This is a genomic window from Pradoshia sp. Z4_20 (assembly GCF_058216035.1).
In genome coordinates, this window is record NZ_JBZAJD010000014.1 from 17,556 (window position 1) to 43,432 (window position 25,877).

The following is a 25,877-nucleotide window of genomic DNA, read 5'->3' on the forward strand; positions in this document are numbered from 1 at the left end:
TATGCAAATTAACAAACTAAAAGGGAAAGAGTTGGATCAATTATTCAACGCGATATTATCCTTGAAAGATCTCGATGAATGTTATCGTTTCTTTGATGATTTATGTACGGTGAATGAAATACAATCTCTTGCCCAACGCCTCGAGGTTGCCCGAATGCTTGAAGAAGGTAAAACGTATCATATGATTGAAACTGAAACCGGAGCAAGCACTGCAACTATTTCAAGGGTTAAACGTTGTTTGAATTACGGGAATGATGCGTACTCAATGGCACTTGGAAGATTAAAGGAAGATAATGCCTGAAATAAATAAAAGCAAGCAGACCGCGTGGAATATGCACATCGGTTGCTTGCTTTTTTATATGTACACCTTTGTCTATGAACGTATCCTCTAATTTTCAATTAAGTAGGCGCGCACCAGAGTAGAACACATATTTATAACCAGTTAGATAACAGTTGTGCATATGAATTTTCTAACTCTTTGGGAACTCTAAAAGGAATGCTATAATGGTTAAATGGAAATTAGAATGGGGGCTGTTTTGCATGTACGATTTTCGCGAGTGGAAACATGTGTTTAAACTCGATCCTAATAAGGAAATTTCAGATGAAGCACTCGAAAAGGTTTGTGAATCGGGTACGGATGCTATTATTGTCGGAGGAACAGATGGTGTTACACTAGAAAATGTTCTGGACTTAATGGCCCGCGTTAGGCGTTATACATTGCCTTGTGTGCTTGAAGTATCAAATATAGAATCCATAACCCCGGGATTTGATTTGTATTTTATACCATCTGTTTTAAATAGCAGGAATCCGGATTGGATTCTTGGTTTGCATAAAGAAGCAATTAAAGAATTTGGCCACATGATTAATTGGGACGAAATGCATGTGGAAGGATATTGCATCATGAATGCTGATTGTAAGGCAGCAGATTTAACGGATGCCAATACCGATTTGACGGAAGAAGATGCGGCAGCCTATGCTCTTGTGGCAGAAAAAGTATTAAATTTGCCTATTTTTTATTTGGAATACAGCGGAAAGTATGGGGATCCAGCACTTGTCAAGACCGTTAAAAATACATTGATGAATACAACGCTATTCTACGGCGGAGGGATTACAAGCATCGAAAAAGCTGAGGAAATGTCCAGCTTGTCAGATGTAATTGTAGTCGGAAACCTCGTCTATGAGGATTTAAAAACGGCTCTCTTGACAGTAGATTCTGCCAAAAAGAATAAATAAAATTGTCGTTAAAGCCATTGGATGAAGTATAATAAGAACAAATGTTCGTTAGGGTGGTGTCATAATGCAATTCTTAACAGATCGACTGTTAACGGGATTAAATAATAAACAAAAAGAGGCTGTACAAGCTACGGATGGACCTTTGCTAATTATGGCCGGAGCGGGCAGTGGGAAGACAAAGGTACTTACCCACCGCATTGCCTTTCTAATTGTAGAAAAAGAAGTAGCACCGTGGAATATTCTTGCCATTACGTTTACCAATAAGGCAGCAAGAGAAATGAAGGAAAGAATTCAGGGAATCCTAGGCGGCGCTGCAGAGGATATTTGGATTTCTACTTTCCACTCAATGTGCGTGCGAATCCTGCGCCGTGATATTGACCGAATTGGTATGAATCGCAATTTCTCAATTCTTGACCCAGGTGATCAGCAAACGGTTATTAAGCAAATAATGAAAGAGAAGAATATTGATACGAAGAAATTCGATCCTAAGACGATTCTTGGGTCCATTTCCTCTGCCAAAAATGAATTGATCAACTATGAGGAATTTGCGAACAGTGCAGGCAATTACTATGAGCAAACAGTAGCTGATCTTTATACAGAGTATCAGAAGCGACTCCGTAAAAATCAGGCATTGGACTTTGATGATTTGATTATGAAGACATTTGAACTTTTTGATAAGGTTCCGGAAGTACTGGAATTCTATCAAAGAAAGTTTCAATATATTCACGTGGATGAGTATCAGGATACGAACCGTGCACAATATATGCTTGTAAAGAAATTGGCACAGCGTTTTAAAAACCTATGTGTAGTTGGTGATTCCGATCAGTCCATCTATCGCTGGCGTGGTGCTGATATTGCCAACATTCTCTCCTTTGAAAAGGATTATCCTGATGCCAATGTTATTTTGCTTGAGCAGAATTATCGCTCTTCAAAACGGATTTTAGCGGCTGCCAATGGAGTAATTAACAACAACCTGAATCGTAAGGAAAAGAATTTGTGGACAGAAAACCTGGAAGGGAATAAGTTGGCATATTACCGTGCGGACAGTGAACAGGGTGAAGCACAGTTCGTTGCTGGAAAGATTAAAGAGCTGACAGAACAGCAAGGGAAGAAGCTATCTGATATTGCCATTTTGTACCGTACGAATGCTCAGTCAAGGGTAATGGAGGAAGTTCTGCTTAAATCCAATATTCCATATACGATTGTTGGCGGTATTAAGTTCTATGATCGTAAAGAGATTAAAGATATTCTTGCTTATCTGCGACTCATTGCCAATCCGGACGATGATATTAGCTTGCGCAGGGTCATCAATGTTCCAAAGCGTGGAGTTGGAGCAAGCTCAGTTGATAAAATTGCTAATTATGCTGCCGATCATGATATTTCTATGTATCAGGCTATGATGGAGCTTGAATTTATTGGACTTAGCGGTAAAGCTTATAATGGGGCTGCTGAATTCAGGGACCTAATTAAAAACTATACGCAAATGCAGGAATTCCTGTCTGTTACAGAATTAATAGAAGAAGTCATTGAAAAATCAGGGTATCGAAAGTCGTTGGAAATTGAGAAGACGATTGAAGCAGAAACACGCCTAGAGAATATTGATGAGTTCTTATCTGTTACGAAAAACTTTGAAAAGGGCAGTGATGATAAGAGCCTGGTTGCCTTCTTAACAGACCTTGCTCTTGTTGCGGACATTGACCGTATGGATGAGGATGAAGCCGTGACAGATGGCGTTGTATTAATGACACTTCACTCGGCAAAAGGGCTGGAATTCCCTGCTGTATTCCTGATTGGACTTGAAGAAGGTGTCTTCCCGCATAGCCGTGCCTTAATGGAAGAAGCGGAAATGGAAGAAGAACGACGGCTTGCTTATGTTGGGATCACACGGGCTGAACGTGAATTATTTATTACGAATGCACAGATGCGTACATTATATGGACGTACTAATCTGAACCCTGTATCTCGCTTTATTAAAGAAATTCCACAGGATTTAATTGAACTGTTAAATCCGCCTGAAGAGCAAAGGCAGTCAAGACCTTCCTTTATGCAGTCAGGTTCAGGTACAAGAACTAGAACGGGTATAAATGGTGCCGGTCTTAACAATTCAGGAATCAATGGTGCAGCAAGACCTAAAACTGTCGGAAGATCGATGATGAATGAGTCCGGCGGAGAAAAACTCGACTGGCAGGTTGGCGATAAAGCGGCCCATGGTAAATGGGGCGTAGGTACAGTTGTCAGCGTAAAAGGAAGCGGAGACGGTCTGGAGCTGGATATTGCATTCCCATCTATGGGTATCAAACGACTCCTTGCCAAATTTGCACCAATCACAAAACAATAGTCCGCAAGAGAAACATTGAGTAGAGAGGGCTGGAAATATGGATATAAAAGAAGCGCAAAAACGAGTGGCTGAGCTTCAATCACTATTAAACCAATATGGATATGAATACTATGTTCTCGACCAGCCATCAGTTCCTGATTCTGTATATGATCAGACGTATAAAGAGTTGGTGGAATTGGAGAGTCAATATCCGGAGCTGCAAACCCCAGATTCACCTACTCAAAGAGTTGGTGGACAAGTGCTTGATACGTTTGCAAAAGTAGAACATATTACACCGATGCTAAGTCTTGGTAACGCCTTTAACGAAAGTGATTTGCGCGATTTTGACCGCCGAGTAAATTCAGGGCTTGGTACAGACCGATATTCTTATATATGTGAATTGAAAATAGATGGACTGGCAGTTTCCCTGCGTTATGAAGAAGGGCTATTTGTTAAAGGGGCTACAAGAGGAAATGGAACAATTGGTGAGGATATTACTGCTAATCTTAAAACCATTCGTTCCATCCCACTCCGATTGAATGAACCAGTTACATTTGAGGTACGCGGTGAGGCATATATGCCAAAGAAATCGTTTGTTTCCTTAAATGCAAAGAAGGAAGAAAATGGGGAAGAGCCATTTGCCAATCCACGAAATGCAGCAGCAGGATCCTTGCGTCAGCTTGATCCACGCATAGCTGCTTCGCGGAATTTGGATATTTTCCTTTATGGGATTGGTGAAACAGGAGAAACAGGTGTTGAATCCCATGGTGAAGGACTTGACTTTCTTCAAAAATTAGGATTGAAAACCAATCCGCATCGCAGAAGATGTGCTACGATTGAAGATGTATTAGAGTATATTGGGGAATGGTCAGCCAAAAGGCCTGAGCTTGATTATGATATTGATGGAATCGTCATCAAAGTCGATTCACTTTCTCAACAAGAGGAATTAGGATATACTGCAAAAAGTCCAAGATGGGCGATTGCATATAAATTCCCTGCAGAGGAAGTCATCACTATTCTTCGCGATATTGAATTGACTGTCGGTCGTACAGGCGTTATTACGCCAACCGCCTTATTGGACCCGGTAAGAGTAGCAGGTACAACAGTTAAACGGGCTTCCCTTCATAATGAGGACCTAATCCGTGAAAAAGATATTCGGCTTGGAGACCATGTTGTCGTCAAAAAAGCCGGTGATATTATTCCGGAGGTTGTCAATGTTCTGTTTGATAAGCGGACAGGGGAAGAAAAGGAATTCCATATGCCAACGCATTGCCCTGACTGCGATAGTGAGCTTGTTCGTTTGGAAGGAGAGGTAGCTTTGCGCTGCATCAATCCAAAGTGTCCAGCTCAGATTAAAGAGGGGATGATTCACTTTGTTTCACGAAATGCCATGAATATTGATGGTCTGGGTGAAAAAGTCATCATTCAATTATTCGATGAATCGTTAATTAAGGATGTAGCGGATATTTATAAATTGACATATGACCAGCTGATTAATTTGGAGCGTATGGGGGATAAATCAGCGAACAATCTTTTGAACGCTATTGAAGCATCTAAGAGCAACTCATTGGAGCGCCTTTTATTTGGACTGGGAATCCGCCATGTTGGTGCTAAGGCTGCAAGAATCCTCGCGGAAGAATTTGAAGACATGGATCGTCTAATGTCGGCAAATGTAGCTGAATTGACAGCTATTAATGAAATTGGGGACAAAATGGCTGATGCGGTTGTGACTTATTTTAATCAGGAAGAATGCCAGCAATTGATCGATGAATTAAAAAATGCTGGGGTTAATATGCTCTATAAAGGTAAAAAGAAAAATATCGCTGAAGCTACAGATAGTTATTTTTCTGGAAAAACCATTGTACTTACAGGAAAGATGGAAAAGTACGGACGAACTGAAGCAAAAGAGTTGATTGAAGCTTTAGGTGGAACTGTAACGGGTAGCGTAAGTAAAAAGACAGATTTAGTAATAGCCGGAGAAGATGCCGGATCAAAATTAAAAAAAGCCCAGGATTTAGGAATTGAAATATGGGATGAAAGCAATTTACTGGAAGAACTGGGCAAGCAGGGATAGAGGTGTAGGGATGAAGCGTTTGATAGCAATAACCATGGTACTGGCACTTATGCTTGTAGGCTGCGCACCACAATTTGATAAGGATGAGGTAGTAGAGGATAATACCGAGAAAGATTCCAAGAAAGAGTCTTCCATTATTCCCGAATATCAAATCTCCGACAATTATTATCAAACGATGCTGCCTTATCAGATAAGCAGTTCCAGAGGTCTTGTGGTTTCAAACATTAATACGCGACTTGATTTGGAAGAGTTTGAAACAGGGCTGATGAGATTGTCTCATGACCCATTCTCAACGGAGGAATATATTTTTAGAGAAGGTCAGTTATTGGACACGAAAACGATTAAAAGCTGGCTGAATCGTAAATATACAAAAGGGCAGTTGAAAGAGAACAAACTGACTGCTGAGGACAACGTCGGCTTAAACCCTTTAGATGATGGGAAGGGTGATATTGAGGAAAGATATGAGAAAAATCCAGAATATCTTGCCCATATTTTAGAGCATGATTATCTGATCAAAACAGATGATAATAAAGTTGAGTTGGGCGGCATTTCGATAGGGCTTGCCTTGAATTCAGTATTTTATTATCAAAAGGAAAAGTATGGGGAAACGTACGAAATAAAAATTGAAGAAGATAAACTGCTTGAAGAAGGTCAAAAAATTGCAGCTGAAGTTGTGAAACGAATTAGAACAATGGAAGGCGGAGAAACCGTTCCGATTATGGTTGCTTTATTTGAACAAGGAAGCAAGGATGCGGTTGTGCCTGGGAATTTTATTTCTTATACAAAAGTAGGAGAGAAAAGTAATAAGATTTCCAAATGGACAAACGTACAAGAAGAGTATTATTTGTTCCCATCCAATAAAGCAACAAAGGATTTCCGTGATGATGCAACGACCTTTGCTAATTTTAAGCAGGATGTTGAAGAATACTTCCCTAATTTTAATGGAGTAATTGGAAAAGCCTTTTATGTGAATAAAGAATTGCAAAAGCTGACCATCTCCATAGATATGCAGTTTTACGGAAAAACAGAGGTTATTGGATTTACACAATATGTGGCTGGATTGGTGAAATCGAGTTTCCCTGAATATTTATCGGTGGAGACAAAAATAGCATCTTCCAATGGACAGGAATCACTCATTGTGAAAAAGGCAAATTCCAAAGAACCAGATGTGTATATATATAATGAATAAACAGAGCTACCCATTGTGGTAGCTTTTTTTGTGGATATAGATATGTAGTTAGTTTCTTGTGAAGATTTTGAATATAAACTATATTAGATGACTTACAAGCTTCCAATAGAGTAGAATAAAAAGGGGTTACTACAGAAATATAGGGAGGGAATCAAATGGTACAAGCATATAAGCACGAACCACTTACTGATTTTTCTGTAAGCGAAAACAAAAAAGCGTTTGAGGATGCTTTGGGATTAGTAGATAGCTATCTTGGCAAGGACTATGATTTGATTATCGGTGGAGAAAGAGTATCTACAGATGATAAAATTGTTTCCATTAGCCCATCAGATAAAAAAGTAGTAGTAGGCCGCGTTTCCAAGGCAAATAAAGATTTAGCAGAAAAGGCAATGCAGGAGGCACTAAAAGCTTACAAGACTTGGAGTAAAACGAAACCTGAAGTGCGTGCAGATGTTTTATTTAAAGCAGCTGCCATTATTCGCCGCAGAAAGCATGAATTTTCTGCCATTATGGTAAGAGAAGCGGGAAAACCATGGGTTGAAGCGGATGCGGATACAGCTGAAGCAATTGATTTCCTTGAGTACTATGCTAGACAAATGTTGAAATTAAAGAATGGGCAGCCGGTACAAAGCCGTCCTAATGAATATAATAGATATGACTACATACCACTGGGAGTGGGAATTATTATTTCCCCATGGAACTTCCCATTTGCGATTATGGCCGGTACATGCGTAGCAGCTGTTGTTACGGGTAATACAGTATTGCTAAAACCAGCTTCCACAACACCGGTCGTGGCTGCTAAGTTCGTAGAGGTTATGGAAGAGGCCGGTCTTCCTGCAGGCGTTATTAACTTTGTACCTGGAAATGGAAGTGAAGTGGGAGACTATCTTGTTGATCATCCGCAAACTCGTTTTGTCAGCTTCACAGGTTCCCGTGAAGTTGGAACCAGGATTTACGAGAGGGCTTCTAAGGTACAGGAAGGCCAAATTTGGCTGAAGCGTGTTATCGCTGAAATGGGCGGTAAAGATACAATTGTCGTAGATTCAGATGCTGATCTTGAATTGGCTGCCAAGTCAATCGTTGCGTCAGCGTTTGGATTTGCCGGACAAAAATGCTCTGCTTGTTCAAGAGCTGTTATTGTAGAAGATGTGTATGATAGAGTACTGGACAGAGCGATTGAATTGACAAAAGAATTGACTGTAGGAGATCCGACCGATTCTGCTACATTTATGGGACCAGTCGTGGATGCTTCTGCATTCAAGAAAATAACCGAGTACATTGAGATTGGCAAAAATGAGGGTCGCCTCATGACAGGCGGAGAATCGGATGATTCCAAAGGATTCTTTGTTCAACCGACCATTATAGCCGATTTGGCATCTGATGCTCGAATTATGAAAGAAGAAATCTTCGGTCCTGTTGTAGCATTCAGCAAAGCCCGTAACTTTGATGAAGCAATTGAAATAGCTAATAATACAGATTACGGATTGACAGGCGCTGTAATTACTAGAAATCGTGCACACCAAGAAAAAGCCCGTGAAGATTTCCATGTTGGAAACCTATACTTTAATAGAGGCTGTACAGGTGCGATAGTCGGCTACCAACCATTTGGCGGCTTCAATATGTCCGGTACAGATTCAAAAGCAGGCGGTCCTGACTACTTAACATTGCATATGCAAGCTAAAACTACATCTGAAACCTATTAATATATATGGCTATATTAAAGCTCCTCTCCGATTGTTTTCGGTGGGGAGCTTTTTTATTAACAGGGGGAATAAGAGTCTATTAACATAAAAAATTTGATTGAGGGGGAAATCAAATTTTTTAAGCAAACTATCAAAAATAATAAGCTTTTGAGTTTCTTGGGTAAGAAAACTAAGACTTTTAATGGAGAAATGAGCGAAAGAGCACTTTATTGGGCGGATTTTGGTAGGAATTGAGCGGAAACAGAAATTTATGAGCGAATAGGTTTTTATTGAGCGGAAATAGATCCTAATGAGTGATAATCATAGTTTTTTAGCGATTGTTACTTTGATTGAGCGAGATTATCAATCAGTCGTCTTGTGTTCAAGATAAAGTTAAGAATATCAAAATGGTTATTGTCTATGAAATTCATACTATACCTGTAATCTCTAAATATTACATTTCTCCTTAGTTTGTGAGATGTTTTACCCTATTTTATAAAATATGCAAAATTTTACTGCAAAATAGTTTGCAAAAACCACAAACTGTTATATAATACAAAATATAATAATTTTTCTGTTTTATAACAAAACATACAGGTAAAGGAAGTGAATGTCTTACATGGCAGTACAAACGAATGGAATCAATATTCTTGGAAAAATGGAGAATGGTTTTGATGAGATATTGACTCCGGAAGCTCTTGAATTCATTGAGAATCTGGAAAGGCACTTTGGATCAAGGCGAAAGGAATTGCTTGAGCAGCGTACCAAGCGCCAAGAAGAAATTGATAATGGTAAACTTCCAGACTTTTTGCCGGAGACAAAAAGTGTTCGTGAAGGTGATTGGACAATTGCACCTTTACCACAGGACCTGCAGGATAGAAGAGTTGAAATTACAGGACCTGTAGATCGGAAAATGGTGATTAATGCTTTAAATTCAGGCGCTAAATGCTTTATGGCTGATTTTGAAGACGCCAACTCCCCAACATGGAAAAACAATATTGAAGGCCATATTAATCTCCGCGATGCTGTAAACCGTACAATTACTTTTGAAAATCCAAACGGTAAAAAATATAAATTAAATGAAGAAACTGCTGTTCCCATCATTCGACCAAGAGGTTTTCATTTGGAAGAAAAAAATGTCACGTTGGAAGGACAGCCGATCTCCGGTGGACTTTTTGACTTTGGACTTTACTTCTTCCATAATGCAAAGACCTTACTCGAAAATGGAAGCGGTCCCTACTTTTACTTGCCTAAAATAGAGAGTCATCTGGAAGCACGCTTATGGAATGACGTCTTCGTTTATGCACAAAATCACCTAGGTATTCCACAAGGTTCCATTAAAGCAACTGTCCTCATTGAAACCATCCTTGCAGCATTTGAAATGGATGAAATTCTGTATGAATTGAAGGATCATTCAGCCGGTTTAAACTGTGGAAGATGGGATTATATTTTCAGCTATCTGAAGAAATTCAGAAACCATGATTCTATCATTCTACCGGATCGATCTGTTGTCACAATGGCTGTGCCATTCATGTCTGCCTATTCCCAGTTGGCCATTAAAACCTGCCATAAACGGAATGCACCAGCTATTGGCGGCATGGCTGCACAAATCCCGGTTAAAAATGATGAAAAAGCAAATGAAGAGGCCTTTGCCAAGGTAAAGGCTGATAAGGAACGCGAAGCGAAAAATGGCCATGATGGAACATGGGTCGCCCATCCTGCTCTTGTACCAGTGGCAAAGGAAGTATTTGACCACTATATGCCGAAGCCGAATCAAATCGATAAAAAGCGTGACGATGTTCAGGTTACAGCAACTGATCTCCTCGAGGTGCCAGAGGGCTCCATCACAGAGCAAGGTGTTCGGACTAATATTAATGTTGGAATTCAATATATAGAATCCTGGCTTAATGGAAGAGGTGCAGCACCGATTAATAATCTGATGGAGGATGCAGCTACTGCTGAAATCTCCCGAGCTCAAGTGTGGCAATGGTTACGTCATCCTAAAGGTGTATTGGATGATGGACGCAAGATTGATATGGAGATGTACAAAACATTAAAAGAAGAAGAGCTGCAAAAGATTAAACAGGATCTTGGTGAAGAACGTTTTGAGAATGGGCGTTTCACCGAAGCAGCAGAGCTTTTTGATAAATTGATTATCAGTGATGAGTATTATGACTTCTTGACTTTACCTGCCTACGAAATTCTATAAAACAAATCATTAGGTTTCATATAAAAGGAGGAAGTACAAAAGATGAGAGAAGAACTGATTAAACAAATAGAGGCTGAGTGGAAAGATGAAAGATGGGAAGGAATTGAACGTTCTTATACAGCAGAAGATGTATTAAAACTGCGTGGTTCCATGCAAATTGAACACACTTTAGCAAGAAGAGGTTCCGAAAAGCTTTGGAATTACCTTAAAACAGAGGATTATATTAATGCGCTAGGTGCATTAACAGGTAATCAGGCTGTCCAACAGGTAAAAGCAGGATTAAAAGCGATTTACTTAAGCGGATGGCAAGTTGCTGCAGATGCGAACCTTTCCGGAAATATGTATCCTGACCAATCTTTATACCCAGCCAATAGCGTACCGGCTGTCGTAAAACGTATAAACCAGGCGCTTCAACGTGCGGATCAAATCCACTACTCAGAAGGTAAAGAAGATATCGATTGGTTCCAACCGATTGTTGCTGATGCTGAAGCAGGCTTTGGCGGTCAGTTGAATTGTTTTGAACTGATGAAAGGCATGATTGAAGCAGGTGCAGCAGGTGTTCACTTTGAAGATCAGCTATCTTCTGAAAAGAAATGCGGCCATTTGGGCGGTAAAGTACTTCTTCCAACACAAACAGCAGTGAAAAACCTAATTGCAGCTCGTCTTGCTGCAGATGTAATGGGCGTTCCAACTATTCTGATTGCCCGTACGGATGCGGATGCAGCTGACTTAATCACAAGTGATATTGATCCTACTGATAAGGAATTTATCACGGGTGAAAGAACTCCTGAAGGATTCTATCGTACGAAAGCAGGCATTGATCAAGCAATCGCACGGGGACTTTCTTATGCACCATATGCAGATTTAATCTGGTGTGAAACATCTGAGCCTAATCTTGAGGATGCGAAGAAATTTGCCGATGCCATCCATGAGAAATATCCAAATAAAATGTTAGCCTATAACTGTTCACCATCCTTCAACTGGAAGAAAAAATTGGATGATGATACCATTGCAAACTTCCAAAAGGAAATCGCGAAAATGGGCTACAAATTCCAATTCGTTACACTTGCCGGATTCCATGCCTTGAATCATAGCATGTTTGAATTAGCAAGAGGATACAAAGAGCGCGGAATGGCTGCCTATTCTGAGCTGCAACAGAATGAATTTGCAAGCGAACAATATGGCTACACAGCAACAAGACACCAACGTGAAGTAGGAACTGGCTATTTTGATGAAGTGGCACAGGTTATTACTGGCGGAACTTCTTCTACAACAGCCCTAAAAGGCTCTACGGAAGAAGAGCAATTCCAGAAAGCCTAATATACAAATAAACAATGGAAAAAAGGAATCTGAAACTTATTCAGATTCCTTTTTTAGTTTATCTGGAGAATGAAACTTCGTATTATTTTCGGGATATTCTGCTGAAAAAAACAGACCATAGGTGAAAAAAGGTTAAGTTATATTTCGGACCTTTGAAAGAAAATGTATAAGTTGCTGGTCAAAGAAGGTAGATTGATTCATAAAAAGGGTTGTATGTCGTATTTTATCAACATTTGAGATTAATGGATTTTTCAAATCACGACAAACTTTTCCCGGGCAATAATTCGGTGTTCAGGGGAATAATTCCATCTTTCTTTATTTAATTGACTATATGCTGATTTCTGCGGTTAATTCCGATTGCTTTAACGCGCGAAAGTTTGGTATTATCATAATAATTGTATTTGGAGCACGTAGCAAAATGGAGGTGTATGAAATGACTCGCATTTCAAAAGAAGAAGTAAAGCATGTTGCTAATTTGGCAAGATTAGCTATTACAGAAGAAGAAACTGAAAAGTTACAAAAACAGTTGGATTCAATTATTACGTTTGCTGAAAAATTGAATGAGTTAGATACTGAAAATATCGAACCTACTACACATGTTTTACATATGAAGAATGTCTTGAGAGAAGACAAGGCGTCTAAAGGATTGCCTAGGGAAGAAGTACTGAAAAATGCTCCTGACCATCAAGATGGACAAATACGTGTACCGGGAATAATGGAGTAGTCAGGGAGGGGAAATCATGTCTTTATTTGATCGTAAAATAGCGGACTTGCATGAGTCGCTTCGTAAAAAGGAATTATCAGTAACAGATTTAGTTTCAGAATCCTTTTCTAAAATTAAAAAAGTTGAAGACAATGTTAATGCATTTCTAACATTAAATGAGGAAAATGCCTATAAAGAAGCTGGAAAACTGGATGAACAGCTAGTTTCTGGAGAAATCGGCGGTCCTTTATTTGGAATGCCAATTGGGATTAAAGATAATATTGTGACTAAGAATCTGCGCACGACCTGTGCCAGCAAAATCTTAGACAACTTTAACCCAATTTATGATGCAACAGTTGTGGAAAAGTTAAAACAAGAGCAAACCATCACAATTGGTAAGTTGAACATGGATGAATTCGCAATGGGTTCTTCCACAGAAAATTCAGGTTACAAAAAAACAGTTAATCCATGGGATTTAGAACGAGTACCTGGAGGTTCTTCAGGTGGATCAGCGGCTGCGGTTGCGGCTGGTGAAGTCCCATTTAGCTTGGGATCAGATACAGGCGGTTCCATCCGTCAACCAGCTTCTTTCTGTGGGGTTGTAGGGATGAAGCCGACATACGGACGTGTATCCCGTTATGGTTTAGTGGCATTTGCTTCTTCATTGGACCAAATTGGGCCAATCACGCGTAATGTAGAGGATAATGCATATTTATTGAATGCCATAGCTGGACTGGATCCAATGGACGGAACTTCAGCGCATATTGAGGTGCCAGATTTTACAAAGGCATTAACTGGTGATGTAAAGGGGCTTAGGATTGCTGTACCGAAAGAATATCTTGGCGAAGGCGTGACTGAGGAAGTGCGTCAGTCAGTCCTCAATTCATTGGCGGTTCTGGAGAAATTGGGCGCTACATATGAAGAGGTATCTCTGCCGCATTCTAAATATGCTCTATCAGCGTATTATTTATTGTCTTCTTCTGAAGCATCTGCAAACCTTTCTCGTTTTGACGGTGTTCGTTATGGACACAGAACGGAAAACCCACAGAACTTACTCGAAATGTATAAGCAATCGAGAGCTGAGGGCTTTGGGGATGAAGTGAAAAGACGGATTATGCTTGGTACCTTTGCATTAAGCTCCGGTTACTATGATGCATACTACAAAAAAGCACAAAAAGTCCGTACATTAATTAAACAGGATTTCGAAAACGTATTTGATCAGTATGATGTCATTGTAGGACCTACTACACCAACTCCTGCATTTAAATTGGGTGAAAACACAAGTGATCCGATGACAATGTACATGAATGATATTTTAACCATTCCTGTTAATCTTGCCGGAGTGCCGGGAATTTCTGTTCCTAATGGATTCAGTAAAGGTCTACCGCTTGGTTTACAAATTATTGGGAAGCATTTTGACGAAAGCACGGTTTATAAAGTTGCTCATGCTTTTGAACAGGCGACAGATTTTCATAAACAAAAACCGTCTCTACAGGGGGTGGAGTAATTGAAATACGAAACAGTCATTGGACTTGAGGTCCATGTTGAATTAAAAACAGAGTCCAAAATATTCTCATCCTCTCCGAACCAATTTGGAGCGGAACCTAATACGAATACATCTGTCATTGATCTTGGATACCCAGGTGTATTGCCTGTATTAAACAAAAAAGCAGTCGAATTTGCGATGAAAGCAGCAATGGCACTGAACTGTGAAGTGGCGACTGATACAAAATTTGACCGTAAAAACTATTTCTATCCGGATAATCCGAAAGCTTATCAAATTTCGCAGTTTGATAAACCGATTGGAGAGAATGGCTGGATTGAAATTGAGGTAAATGGTGAGAAGAAAAGAATCGGAATCACACGTCTTCATTTAGAAGAAGATGCAGGGAAATTGACACATACTGCTGATGGCTATTCCTTGTGTGATTATAACAGGCAGGGAACACCGCTTATCGAGATTGTTTCTGAGCCGGATATCCGTACACCGGAGGAAGCATATGCATACCTTGATAAACTAAAAACGATTATTCAGTACACAGGTGTGTCCGATTGTAAGATGGAAGAAGGAAGCTTACGCTGTGATGCAAATATTTCCTTACGCCCATATGGTCAGGAAGAGTTCGGTACGAAGACGGAATTGAAGAACTTAAACTCCTTCAACTTTGTTCGTAAAGGACTTGAGTTTGAACAACAAAGACAAGCCGAAGTATTGAATGAAGGCGGGGAAATTCAGCAGGAAACTCGCAGATTTGATGAAGCAACTGGGGCAACTCTTTTAATGCGTGTTAAAGAAGGTTCTGATGATTATCGTTATTTCCCTGAACCGGATTTAGTCGAATTATATATCGATGATGAGTGGAAAAAACGAGTGCGTGCAGAAATTCCTGAATTGCCGGATGCACGAATCAAGCGTTATACAGAAGAATTCGGACTGCCGGCCTATGATGCGGGTGTGCTAACTGTAACAAGAGAAACAGCCGATTTCTTTGAAGCAACCACAGCTGCTGGGGCAGAACCTAAGCAGGCTTCCAACTGGATTATGGGTGAGCTTTCAGCTTACTTAAAAACGTCTCAAAAAGAACTGCATGACACGGCTCTTACTCCAGAAGGATTAGCTGGCTTAATCAAATTGATTACGGACGGTACAATCTCTTCGAAAATTGCTAAAACTGTATTTAAAGAATTAGTGGAGCATGGTGGAAATCCTGAAACGATTGTAAAGGAAAAAGGTCTTGTACAGATTTCTGATGAGGGAGCCTTACGTACAATCGTCACAGAAATATTGGATAAGAATCCTCAATCAATTGAGGACTTTAAAAATGGTAAGCAAAAAGCGGTTGGATTCCTTGTTGGGCAAATGATGAAAGCAACAAAAGGGCAAGCCAATCCGCAAATGGTCAATAAATTGATCATGGAAGAGCTTCAAAAAAGATAAATGGTAACTGACAGCCTCCCTATATGTATGGGAGGCTTTTTAAGTATCGCTGGAAAGCCAACAGTCTTTGTCTGCTTTTTTTAGGTTCCTCTCTGTCGGAAAGTTTGTTATGGTAGATATATAAATATTTTCAGATTAGTCAGTTATATAGGTATTGACAACTTTGGTAAGGGGAGGTTTTTTTGATGAGTAGAAAGAATATACGTGATAGTGAAAAGGGGTGAAAGGATTGAAGCATGAAAAGATGACGAAAACAAGTTACCTGATTGGGCTGCTCTTTGGGTTGAGCGCGATCATTTATTTTTTTGCGGCCAACTGGGGAGGAATGGACCGCTATGTGAAAATAGCATTAATCGTAATTTTAATGCTTTTATTTTACGGAGTAAGCTATGGCTTTTCAAAATGGAAGCAGCATCAGCAGGACGTGGGAGCCTGGATATTTTGGGGAGGATCAATCGCATTTGGAGTAGCGGTAGCACTTTTGGGGCAGGTATATAATTCACACGCTGATAGCTATACATTATTTTTAGTGTGGCTGATTCCCTCTGTCCTGTTAGCTGTGTTTACCCAATATCCGATATTTTTTGTTCAATCCTACATACTTTTGAATATAACGGTATACACGTATTTCTTTCCTTTAAATAGCTGGATTGATAGAAGTGATACAGAGCACACAATAATTCTTCTGGGAGTCATTATGTTAAACATTGCTTGTCTGTATGGCTTCTCAAAAAGAGGACCAAGGCTTATTTCTTATTTATCCAGCGCCTGGATTCAGTTATTATCTATTGAACTGACTATCCGGTGGACATCTATCTATTTATTTAATGAGGAGCATGCTTTTTCTTATATCGGGATCTTTGTCTATCTGGCAGTTGCCCTCATTTCGGGCTGGATTTTCTATGACTATATGAATAACAGACAGAATAAAGTAGTTATTGTCATTGTTTCTTTAGGAATTTCAATTAATCTCATAGCGCAGTTTATCATGGTTTCATCATGGATAAATGGATTCTTAGCATATTTTGTTGGGTTACTTATTGCAATCACCCTCATTATTTTGGGCTCTAAATGGCTGGCTAAATTCACTGCTTCCAAAACAAATGATGAAAATAACTTTCTCCCAACACTTATTAAGCTAGTCTTTGTTTTCCTGGCAGTTTTACTTTTATCCTCCTCTTTAATCGGTATGCTTTATTTGATTGGATTAGGTGAGGATATCGCATGGTTAATGGTGAGTATGGTCATTCTCGTTCCAATTGGCAGTCATATTGGCAGGGAGCATTCCATTCTTCGATACACAGTGATGTTGACGGGCTGGCTTATTTCATCTTCGATTCTGTGGTATCACTCAAGCGTTGTTCTAATCATCTATTTACTCCTGATTGGCTATACAACCTGGCGTGAAAGAGAGAGAATCATATACCCATTGGGTTTAGGTGGGACGATTTATGCAGTGGTACTTCTGCTCTATGAATTATTCTCAGGAATATCAGGTGAGTTGGTCGTCATACTACTGATTGCATTAGCCTTTGGACTTTACTTTTGGCTAAAAAATCCATATACAAAAGGATGGAACCTGGTTGCGATTCTGACACTTTGGCTCATTCTTACATTTTTCTCGGAAAACAGTGTGCTTTACTACCTTTACAATTTCAGTTATCTTTTCTTCCTGGTTTATTTTACATACCGTGTTGTACATAAAAGAAATCACTGGTTAGAGTATGCTGCTATTCTTTATCTGATCGGATACCTCGGTTATAAATACTATGATTTATTTTGGACACTGCTCCATAAGTCGATTACCTTTGCGATTGTAGGAGCAATATTCTTCTCTATAGCAATTTATCTGGATAAGAAAACAGAAAGAAACAATAGCACGGGGCGATTCGAATTTGTCCTGAGGAGTGTGCGTAAATGGGCACCAATCGTATTCGTTCAGCTAATTATCCTGTTCGTGATAATTTTTCAGAAGGAAACGATCTTACGGAATGGGACAGATATTATCCTAAAAGTAGAGCCGGTTGACCCGCGTTCTATTTTACAGGGGGATTATGTTCAATTATCCTATAATATTAGCCAGATAGATTCCGATGAGCATTATGATCGTGTATATGTGCTTGTGGAAAAGGATTCAAAAGGGATTTATCAAATGAAAGGGATATATGATACTATAGAAGAAGCGAAAAAAGAAAGAACAGATGACCATCAAGTGATTGTTACAGGAAAAGCAAATGGAAATACGATTACCTATGGCATTGAGAATTTTTTCATTGAAGAAGGCACGGGGATAGAAGTAGAACAGAATGCTAAATATGCAAATATAAAAGTCGGCAGTAATGGGGATGCCATTTTGATCAGTGTGTCATCAAATCTGCCCGAAGATAAGTAAAATTAGCAATTGTTTTATCACGGATGTATAATAGTAGAGGTATTTTTTTAACAGATATATTAACTCCGAATTTGTAATATAGGATGATGATTAATTATGAAAAAGGCAAGGATAATATACAATCCTACCTCCGGGAAAGAAGCATTTAAAAGACAGTTACCTGAGGTTTTGGAAATTTTAGAGAAGGCTGGATATGAAGCTTCCTGTCATGCAACTATTGGAGCGGGCGATGCGACAAGAGCGGCACAAATTGCTGTGGAAAGGCGCTATGACGTGGTTATTGCAGCGGGTGGAGATGGAACGATATACGAAGTGGTAAATGGGTTGGCCGAACAGGAATACCGACCTAAATTGGGAATTATCCCAGTAGGGACCACAAATGATTTTGCTCGCGCCTTACGTATATCAACGAAATCGATACTTGAAGCTGCTGAAACTATCGCAGAAGGGCTTACGATTCCAATTGATATTGGAAAAATGGATAATCGTTATTTCATCAATATAGCAGCTGGTGGCCGCTTAACCGAGCTTTCATATGAAGTCCCAAGCAAGCTGAAAACCAGACTGGGACAGCTGGCATATTATATGAAAGGATTGGAAATGTTGCTGCCGTCTCTTAAGGCGACTCCGGTGTCAATAGAATATGACGGTAAACTGTTTGAAGGTGATGCAATGCTTTTCCTTGTTGCTAACACGAACTCAGTTGCTGGTTTTGAACGCTTAGCACCAGATGCTTCCCTCAATGATGGTATGTTTACACTTTTAATTCTCAAGAAAATTAACCTGCCAGATTTTGTACGGATCGCAGCGTTAGCTTTACGCGGAGAGCATATTCATGATCCGTCTGTGATATATGTGAAGGCGAACCGCATTAAAGTACATTCATCCGAAAAGCTGCAGTTAAATTTAGATGGAGAGTTTGGCGGTTTGGCACCTGCTGAATTTGTTAACCTCTATCGTCATTTGGATGTATTCGTGCCGGAAAGCGTACACGAAAAGCAGAAAATAACAGATCGGCATATACTTGTTTCAGACGATGCCGTATTTGAGAAGCCAGATTTAGACCAACTTCTTTAAGAGGTTGGTTTTTTTATCCCGTTCAAACTGGCATAGACACCTCTATATTAAACGTAAGCAGAAGTTAAATTGGAAGATAAGCGCCAGCAGAACCCGAGTAGTCAATTACTCCTCAATGGGAGATGAATGAAAACCCGTTTGAGCAAAGTTTCACTTTATGGTAAAATCCATGGATTATCTGTCTGTCCTGTTTTATGATACAATCATGAGTACTCAATAAAAAATCGAGGTTAGCAAAGAATGACTGAAAAGAAAAAAGCGCCAATTCAAAAAAATGATTATATAGATGTTGTATTTGAAGATCTGACTCATGAAGGCTCCGGAGTTGCAAAAGTGGAAGGGTATCCTATTTTTGTTCCGTTTGGTTTACCGGGAGAAAAAGCCCGCATTAAAGTGACCAAAATTAATAAAGGCTATGCCTTTGGCCGCTTGATGGAGCTATTGGAAGAAAGTCCTGATCGAGTAGAGCCTCCCTGTCCAATTTATCGTCAGTGCGGAGGCTGCCAGCTTCAGCATTTATCCTATGAAGGCCAGCTGAAAGCAAAGGAAAAAATGGTTCGGGAAATTATGGCGAGAATCGGAAAACTGCCTGATGTACCGGTCCATCCAGTACTTGGTATGGAACAGCCATGGAACTATCGTAATAAAGCCCAGGTACCTGTTGGAGAAATGGAAGGCGGCTTAGTTGCCGGCTTTTATGCTAAACGTTCACATGAAATTATTAATATGGATGAATGTCTGATTCAGGTTTCAGAAAACGACGATACGATCCGCACAGTGAAGAATATTTGCGAAAAGTACCGTGTCCGTGCCTATGATGAACGGAATCATAAAGGATTGCTTCGTCATATTATGGTACGTCATGGACAAGTGACTGGTGAAATTATGGTTGTCCTTGTAACAAGAACACCTGAGCTCCCGCATGCGAGAGAAATCATCAAAGAGATTATTGATGCAGTTCCTGGGGTTAAATCCATTATTCAGAATGTGAATTCCTTGAAGACAAATGTTATTCTTGGGTCGAAAACAACAGTATTATGGGGAGCAGAAGTGATCTATGATTATATCGGTGATGTTAAATTTGCCATCTCTCCGCGTTCCTTCTATCAAGTGAATCCTACTCAGACGAAGGTTCTCTATGATAAGACGCTGGAGTATGCGAATCTATCAGGTAACGAAACGGTTATTGATGCTTATTGCGGAATCGGTACAATTTCCTTATTTTTAGCACAAAAAGCCAAAAAGGTATATGGAGTCGAAATCGTCCCAGAAGCAATCGAAGACGCCAAAAAGAACGCAGAACTAAACGGCATCACCAATGTCGACTTTTCGGTAGGCAGTGCTGAAACCGTCATCCCGGCCTGGTACGAAGAAGGAATCACAGCAGACGTATTAGTTGTCGATCCACCACGTAAAGGCTGTGACGAAAATCTCTTAAACACCATCGCAGAAATGAAGCCGAAAAAAGTCGTCTATGTTTCCTGCAACCCAGCAACATTAGCGCGTGACTTAATGTATTTGGAGGAGCATGGATATCAAACGGTGGAAGTGCAGCCTGTGGATATGTTCCCACAGACGATGCACGTGGAGTGTGTAGCAAAATTAGTATTGAAATAAGGCAGTGCCCCACAGGGCACTGCCTTATTATCCTTATTTTCATTCAGTTTTTTATCCAGATTCTTGTTAATGATTTAAAGATCTTCTAGTTCTTTGTTAACTAAATCTAGCTCTTCTTCCGATTCTTCGAACTTGATATCTCTGATAGGAACTTTGATTGTTTCATTTTCAATTAATTTGTTTATTTCGTCTTTTAAATGACCTTGCACTTTTTCTCTACCTGTTTGAATATTATCTCTAATTGTCTGCTCGATAACTGTGTTAGCTTGTTCATCATATATTTTTGCTTCATCATAGGAAGTCGGAGAGAGTATGGATTGTACCCAGCCTAAATTTTCATCAGATTCAACTAATTCTTTTGCGTAAAATGCAGTTAGTTGAGGCTCTTTAATTGTTAGTATCTTCTCTTTCTCATTGTATTCTACTGTTTTTTCATCAAACTCACCTTTATACCCCCATCTAACTATGGCCTTATATTTCAATTCAACTACCTTTTGCATTCCCATAACCTCGTTATAGAAAAAGTTCCCTTGTTTATCAACAGGTTTAATAGTAGTTGTCACTGGGTTACCTGCTATGTAAGTCTCTTTAACGATATCTTGTATAGCTCCAACCTCTAATTCAGTAATTTTATAGATGTCTTTCCCTAGTGGGGCTATAATCGTTTCTTTTGCTTCAGAGTCTCCGAAAAACACTAAAAATAATCCTACAAGAATTGCTGTAGAAGCTGCTCCAATAATAAATAATTTAACTTTAGGCACGATGTTCTTCCTTTCATAGATGTTTTTAAATTATAGTGAGCGGTGTTATTTTGTTGTGAAATATTTATTCTTAAAGGGAAGAAAATAAATAACAATGAAAAAAAGAAATGAAAGCTAGAATAAAAAGGGAAATATTTCCTATCTACTTAAGTAGTAGATTCAAACTGTAGGGATTTCTATATATTACTTGTAAGGTTCCTGCTAATGGCCATTCTGATTAAATGGATATGTTTGAACAAAAGAAGAGCTAGTAACTTTATTAAAGTGATAGTAGGAAGTATTGAGAACAACAAAAGAAAAAACCTAATCACCTTTACTATATTAGAATAATATAATTTCAAGCTTATGTGAATAAATAGATAAAAATATTTTTATATTTAATATATTTCGTTAATTATATTTAAATTCTTCTGTAACGATTGTTATTGTACCTTTCCTTACTCAACTATAAGTGCAGATCTCTGTAATTTAATTTTTAACTATTAATGTCTGCAGAGAGAAGCTGTTGAACATAAACCCACCAACATCCCATTGTGTTGCCACATACATTCCACACACGTAGAGTGTGTCTCGCAACTTATTTTAAAATAAGGCAGTAAGCCCTCTAAATAGGGGGCACTGCCTTTTTTCGTTTCTTACAAAGGAATTACGAAGTGATACATAATCCTAATTTCCTCACTAGATTTACAAGTAATTTTTTCTACAAAAATTTGTAGTACCTGTGGAGTTAAGTAATAGAAATGTCCTCGTGGTTTTTAAATAAAACCTTATAAATCTTATCTTTTATAAAAAAAGTTTCATAAGAAATCATTTAATAAAATTGGAGTATTACTTCCTTTCTATTTGTCTATACTGATAAAAATAGATTAGGAGAGTAATAGGATGATACTATCTGAAGCGTGGGATTTATATAAAGCTGATAAACAGATCCAAGGATATTCATTTCATACTTTAAAAGCCTAATGTCCAATTAAACTTGTTAATCCGGAATCTCGGTGATCGATCCCTTGATGAAATAACCACCGATTCATTAAAGCTTTATCTTGGAAATGTTGCTGATCAATTAAAGGCTGCTAGCCTGAGTCATAGGATACGTTTTATAAAGTCGTTGTTTAGATGGGCTCAAGATGAAAATGTCCTGAATGGTAATCCAGCCGCGAAAATTAAGGAACCGAAATTAGATGTCCGCATACCAAAGTTTTTAACTGAAGTAGAAATTGAGCATTTAAGAGAAGCTTGTGATACAACATTAGAAAATGCATTGTTCGAGTTTATGTATTCAACCGGTTGTCGAATTGGGGAAGCCGTTAATTTGAATCGACAATCTATTAATTTTTCTAACCAGTCCGTAATTGTCTTAGGTAAGGGAAATAAAGAAAGAGAAGTTTACTTTAATACTAGGTGTGATATCTGATTGAAGAGGTACCTGGATGAGAGAACAGATGATCAAGAAGCTTTATTTGTAACCGTACGTGCTCCTCATCGTATGAGCATAGCTCAAATGAGATATATCATAAAACAGATATCGAAAAGATTTGGCATCAATAAAAGTATTCACCCCCATCAGTTGAGACATAGTTATGCCACTACTTTATTGAATAATGGGGCACCTTTAGAAGTCATTCAAAATTTGATGGGACACGAAAAGAGCGAAACGACTAAAATTTACGCTTATTTAAGTGGGGCATTGCGAAGGGGTTATATAAAAAGTTTTTCTGATACGATCAAGGGCATTGCTCCAGGAAGGATTAATGCTCTTTTTTGTTGAATTCTTTATTGTAGAAACGGGGCAGGTTAGTTCTATAAGCCTTATTAGTTGAATATCGATATATTCCGAATGTTTTTTCATATAGAGGAGTAAGAAAAGAGGAAGGAGATAGTGTATGGAAGTGGTTATATTAACTAAATTTCAAGCTTTATTTGTGAAAATTGTACTAAATCAAACGGGGCTGATCTTAAAGGATTAATCCCTTTTTGTAATGCGTACCGAGAAGGTGTGCTTATTTTTATATTTTGTGCTTACCTTTAAGTCATATTCATCTAATTATGTTCCCACACATATTTAGTCTCATCTGTCCACCCGTATAGAAATTTTATGTAATTCGTTAACATTATAGCTGTCAATTTCATTGTACTTCGGTGTTTCCTTCAATAATTTTTCATTTTAGATTTAATCGAAGCTCTTTTCTATATAAAGTCTAATTATTCTAAATATATTTTTTCCCTTAATTCCGTAGATTTGTCAACTCAACTGTTGAAATTTAAAAGAATTACGTAACGCTGATTTTTATAGCCCCAATAAACCTTGATATAATCGCATTTTAACTGGACTTATAGGTAGGGAATTTAGATAGATTAATAAAAGAGAACGTTTACATATTAGTTGAAATATAAAATCATATCTTTCAATCCACCTTTCACTGGGTTTATTTTGAAAAAATGTGTCTAAAATGTGACTTTCGTTGGTTGTATCAGAAACATTAGAATTGAATTTTTCAAAAAAATTTTGCTATAGTTGTAACTAGACTAAACGGTTTTATCGAAAGTACCGTAATTATTGGTATTATATCTACCTGATTTTTATGTATTTTTACAAAGTCATTACGTCAAAACTATATAGAATAGGGAGTTTTTTTTTTATGGAATCACATTTACAAGTGAAAAATCCGAAATTGATGGCTGCTGTTTTAATGATTGGTTCTTTCATCGGTTTATTTGGTGAAACAGCATTAAATATGGCATTGACAAATATTATGGAAGATTTCTCGATTAGTGCAGGTACAGCACAGTGGCTTACTACAGGTTATTTATTAGTTTTAGCAATTTTGGTACCGTTATCGGCGTATTTAGTACGTTGGTTTACAACACGTCAACTAATTGTAGGGGCATTAATTATTTCTACAATGGGTGCTTTGCTTGCAGCGATTGCCCAAAGTTTTTCAATTTTATTAATCGGTCGTTTAATTCAAGCAATGGGGACAGGGATTTTCCTGCCATTAATGTTTAGCGTTGTGCTAATAATTTTCCCAATTCAAAAACGAGGAGCAGTGATGGGAATCGTTGGTTTAGTAATTACAGCAGGACCAGCATTAGGACCAACACTAAGTGGTTTAATTATTAGTGCTGCTAGCTGGAATTATATCTTCTGGATTATGATGACGTTAAATATCATTTTATTAGTAATAGTGGCACCAAGGATGGAGAACGTTTCAGATATTTCTAAGCCGAAAATTGATATACTATCGTTATTATTATCTACAATCGCCTTTGGAGGTATCGTGTATGCATTAGCAACACTAGCAGAATTACCATTATCGGACGTGAAAGTATGGGCACCATTAGTAGCAGGTGTGTTGGCATTGATTTTATTTACAGTTCGCCAATTTAAAATGGAAGAGCCAATGATTAATTTACGTGTATTTAAATATCCAATGTTCGCATTAGGTTCAGTATTAATGTTCACGACATTATTCGTAATTTTATCGGTTGCGATCTTAATTCCACTTTACTTAAAGAGTGTATTAGCTTATACAGCTATTGCTGCTGGGTTATTAATGTTACCTGCTAACGTTTTAAATATTATTATGGCACCTATCGTTGGATCAAATTTCGATAAAGTTGGTGCTCGTGTTTTCACACGTATTGGATTTACACTGATTACAATTGGTGCAATTATGTTTATTGTAATTCTTTCAGCAACGACACCAGTATGGCAAGTGATTGCTGCACTATGTATTCTTTTCTTAGGTATTTCAATGACAATTATGCCAGCACAAACAAATGCGATGAATCAGCTACCAAAACATTTATATGCAGATGGTTCAGCTGCAATGAATACATTAACTCAAGTTGCAGGTGCTGCTGGTACAGCTCTTGCCATTACATTATTTACTGCTGGTCAGAATAACTATATTGCAGAATTTGGTGCAGCTAATCCTGCGGAATTTTTAGCAAATGGTATTAACTATGCATTTTACGCTGTATTAGTGACTGGTTTGATTGGCTTAATCGGATCACTATTTATTAAAAATAGCCGACCAACAAATTAAATAATAAACAACAGAAAAAACGTTCGTAAAGGTATCCAATCACTTTATGAACGTTTTTGATTTCTTATTACATTTTAGAACGAACAAATCTTTGATTTATACATTGTTTCATATACAGTTAGATATAACTCATAAATAATTATCTTTGTGAAAAAATACACTTAAACTATATGGGGCGTTGATCTTAAAAGGATTAATGCCTTTTTGTGTTGAATTTCTTATTGTACAAAAGGGGCAGGTTCGTATTATATAGTTCAGCCAGAACTTTCTGGTTGAACTTTTTTCATATGAATTTAATCTATCAGTAGCCAGGGTA

General features: G+C 38.4%; 16 protein-coding genes and 1 pseudogene. 16 read left to right on the forward strand and 1 reads right to left on the reverse strand.

Annotated features, from left to right (window positions below; all coding sequences use genetic code 11):
* Position 1: 1 nt before the first annotated feature.
* The 14 genes from AC4BHP_RS18090 (at position 2) to rlmD (ending at position 20,751) form a co-directional block, all read left to right on the forward strand.
* Positions 2-301, forward strand: coding sequence for a YerC/YecD family TrpR-related protein (locus AC4BHP_RS18090; RefSeq protein ID WP_066108496.1), 300 nt, complete (start codon positions 2-4; stop codon positions 299-301).
* 239 nt (positions 302-540) lie between these two features.
* The gene (gene pcrB / locus AC4BHP_RS18095) at positions 541-1,233 is read left to right on the forward strand and encodes a heptaprenylglyceryl phosphate synthase (protein ID WP_066108493.1); all 693 of its coding nucleotides are present in this window, start codon (positions 541-543) and stop codon (positions 1,231-1,233) included.
* Positions 1,234-1,297: 64 nt separating this feature from the next.
* Positions 1,298-3,571, forward strand: coding sequence for a DNA helicase PcrA (gene pcrA, locus AC4BHP_RS18100; RefSeq protein ID WP_490553637.1), 2,274 nt, complete (start codon positions 1,298-1,300; stop codon positions 3,569-3,571).
* 37 nt (positions 3,572-3,608) lie between these two features.
* Positions 3,609-5,624, forward strand: coding sequence for an NAD-dependent DNA ligase LigA (ligA, locus tag AC4BHP_RS18105; RefSeq protein WP_490553639.1), 2,016 nt, complete (start codon positions 3,609-3,611; stop codon positions 5,622-5,624).
* 10 nt (positions 5,625-5,634) lie between these two features.
* Positions 5,635-6,813, forward strand: coding sequence for a CamS family sex pheromone protein (locus AC4BHP_RS18110; protein WP_066108482.1), 1,179 nt, complete (start codon positions 5,635-5,637; stop codon positions 6,811-6,813).
* A 155-nt stretch (positions 6,814-6,968) separates the two neighbouring features.
* A complete protein-coding gene (pruA, locus tag AC4BHP_RS18115; RefSeq protein WP_490553641.1) occupies positions 6,969-8,516 on the forward strand; it encodes an L-glutamate gamma-semialdehyde dehydrogenase in 1,548 nt (515 codons plus the stop codon).
* 598 nt (positions 8,517-9,114) lie between these two features.
* A complete protein-coding gene (aceB, locus tag AC4BHP_RS18120; RefSeq protein ID WP_066108474.1) occupies positions 9,115-10,704 on the forward strand; it encodes a malate synthase A in 1,590 nt (529 codons plus the stop codon).
* A 42-nt stretch (positions 10,705-10,746) separates the two neighbouring features.
* A complete protein-coding gene (aceA, locus tag AC4BHP_RS18125) occupies positions 10,747-12,024 on the forward strand; it encodes an isocitrate lyase (protein ID WP_490553643.1) in 1,278 nt (425 codons plus the stop codon).
* 433 nt (positions 12,025-12,457) lie between these two features.
* Positions 12,458-12,748, forward strand: coding sequence for an Asp-tRNA(Asn)/Glu-tRNA(Gln) amidotransferase subunit GatC (gatC, locus tag AC4BHP_RS18130; protein WP_490553644.1), 291 nt, complete (start codon positions 12,458-12,460; stop codon positions 12,746-12,748).
* Between the two features lie 16 nt (positions 12,749-12,764).
* Positions 12,765-14,234, forward strand: coding sequence for an Asp-tRNA(Asn)/Glu-tRNA(Gln) amidotransferase subunit GatA (gene gatA, locus AC4BHP_RS18135; RefSeq protein WP_490553646.1), 1,470 nt, complete (start codon positions 12,765-12,767; stop codon positions 14,232-14,234).
* Entirely contained in the window at positions 14,235-15,665 is a 1,431-nt protein-coding gene (gene gatB / locus AC4BHP_RS18140; RefSeq protein WP_490553648.1) for an Asp-tRNA(Asn)/Glu-tRNA(Gln) amidotransferase subunit GatB, read from the forward strand.
* Positions 15,666-15,894: 229 nt separating this feature from the next.
* Complete coding sequence (locus tag AC4BHP_RS18145; protein WP_490553649.1) at positions 15,895-18,057, forward strand: GDYXXLXY domain-containing protein; 2,163 nt, start codon at positions 15,895-15,897, stop codon at positions 18,055-18,057.
* Positions 18,058-18,153: 96 nt separating this feature from the next.
* Positions 18,154-19,134 carry a diacylglycerol kinase gene (locus AC4BHP_RS18150; RefSeq protein ID WP_490553650.1) on the forward strand — a complete coding sequence of 327 codons (981 nt, stop codon included), beginning with the start codon at positions 18,154-18,156 and terminating at the stop codon, positions 19,132-19,134.
* Between the two features lie 240 nt (positions 19,135-19,374).
* Positions 19,375-20,751: a 23S rRNA (uracil(1939)-C(5))-methyltransferase RlmD gene (rlmD, locus tag AC4BHP_RS18155; protein ID WP_066108449.1), complete on the forward strand. Its 1,377-nt coding sequence runs from the start codon at positions 19,375-19,377 to the stop codon at positions 20,749-20,751.
* 74 nt (positions 20,752-20,825) lie between these two features.
* Here rlmD and AC4BHP_RS18160 read toward each other — a convergent pair whose 3' ends face one another.
* Complete coding sequence (locus AC4BHP_RS18160) at positions 20,826-21,512, reverse strand: hypothetical protein (RefSeq protein ID WP_066108446.1); 687 nt, start codon at positions 21,510-21,512, stop codon at positions 20,826-20,828.
* 976 nt (positions 21,513-22,488) lie between these two features.
* Here AC4BHP_RS18160 and AC4BHP_RS18165 point away from each other — a divergent pair.
* Positions 22,489-23,280, forward strand: a pseudogene (locus AC4BHP_RS18165) (tyrosine-type recombinase/integrase).
* 871 nt (positions 23,281-24,151) lie between these two features.
* A complete protein-coding gene (locus tag AC4BHP_RS18170; RefSeq protein WP_490553652.1) occupies positions 24,152-25,561 on the forward strand; it encodes an MDR family MFS transporter in 1,410 nt (469 codons plus the stop codon).
* The last annotated feature ends 316 nt before the right edge of the window (positions 25,562-25,877 follow it).

Coding starts and splice junctions, on each gene's coding strand:
- AC4BHP_RS18090 (WP_066108496.1), top strand. CDS start 2: ATGCAAATTAACAAACTAAAAGGGAAAGAGTTGGATCAATTATTCAAC.
- pcrB (WP_066108493.1), top strand. CDS start 541: ATGTACGATTTTCGCGAGTGGAAACATGTGTTTAAACTCGATCCTAAT.
- pcrA (WP_490553637.1), top strand. CDS start 1,298: ATGCAATTCTTAACAGATCGACTGTTAACGGGATTAAATAATAAACAA.
- ligA (WP_490553639.1), top strand. CDS start 3,609: ATGGATATAAAAGAAGCGCAAAAACGAGTGGCTGAGCTTCAATCACTA.
- AC4BHP_RS18110 (WP_066108482.1), top strand. CDS start 5,635: ATGAAGCGTTTGATAGCAATAACCATGGTACTGGCACTTATGCTTGTA.
- pruA (WP_490553641.1), top strand. CDS start 6,969: ATGGTACAAGCATATAAGCACGAACCACTTACTGATTTTTCTGTAAGC.
- aceB (WP_066108474.1), top strand. CDS start 9,115: ATGGCAGTACAAACGAATGGAATCAATATTCTTGGAAAAATGGAGAAT.
- aceA (WP_490553643.1), top strand. CDS start 10,747: ATGAGAGAAGAACTGATTAAACAAATAGAGGCTGAGTGGAAAGATGAA.
- gatC (WP_490553644.1), top strand. CDS start 12,458: ATGACTCGCATTTCAAAAGAAGAAGTAAAGCATGTTGCTAATTTGGCA.
- gatA (WP_490553646.1), top strand. CDS start 12,765: ATGTCTTTATTTGATCGTAAAATAGCGGACTTGCATGAGTCGCTTCGT.
- AC4BHP_RS18150 (WP_490553650.1), top strand. CDS start 18,154: ATGAAAAAGGCAAGGATAATATACAATCCTACCTCCGGGAAAGAAGCA.
- rlmD (WP_066108449.1), top strand. CDS start 19,375: ATGACTGAAAAGAAAAAAGCGCCAATTCAAAAAAATGATTATATAGAT.
- AC4BHP_RS18170 (WP_490553652.1), top strand. CDS start 24,152: ATGGAATCACATTTACAAGTGAAAAATCCGAAATTGATGGCTGCTGTT.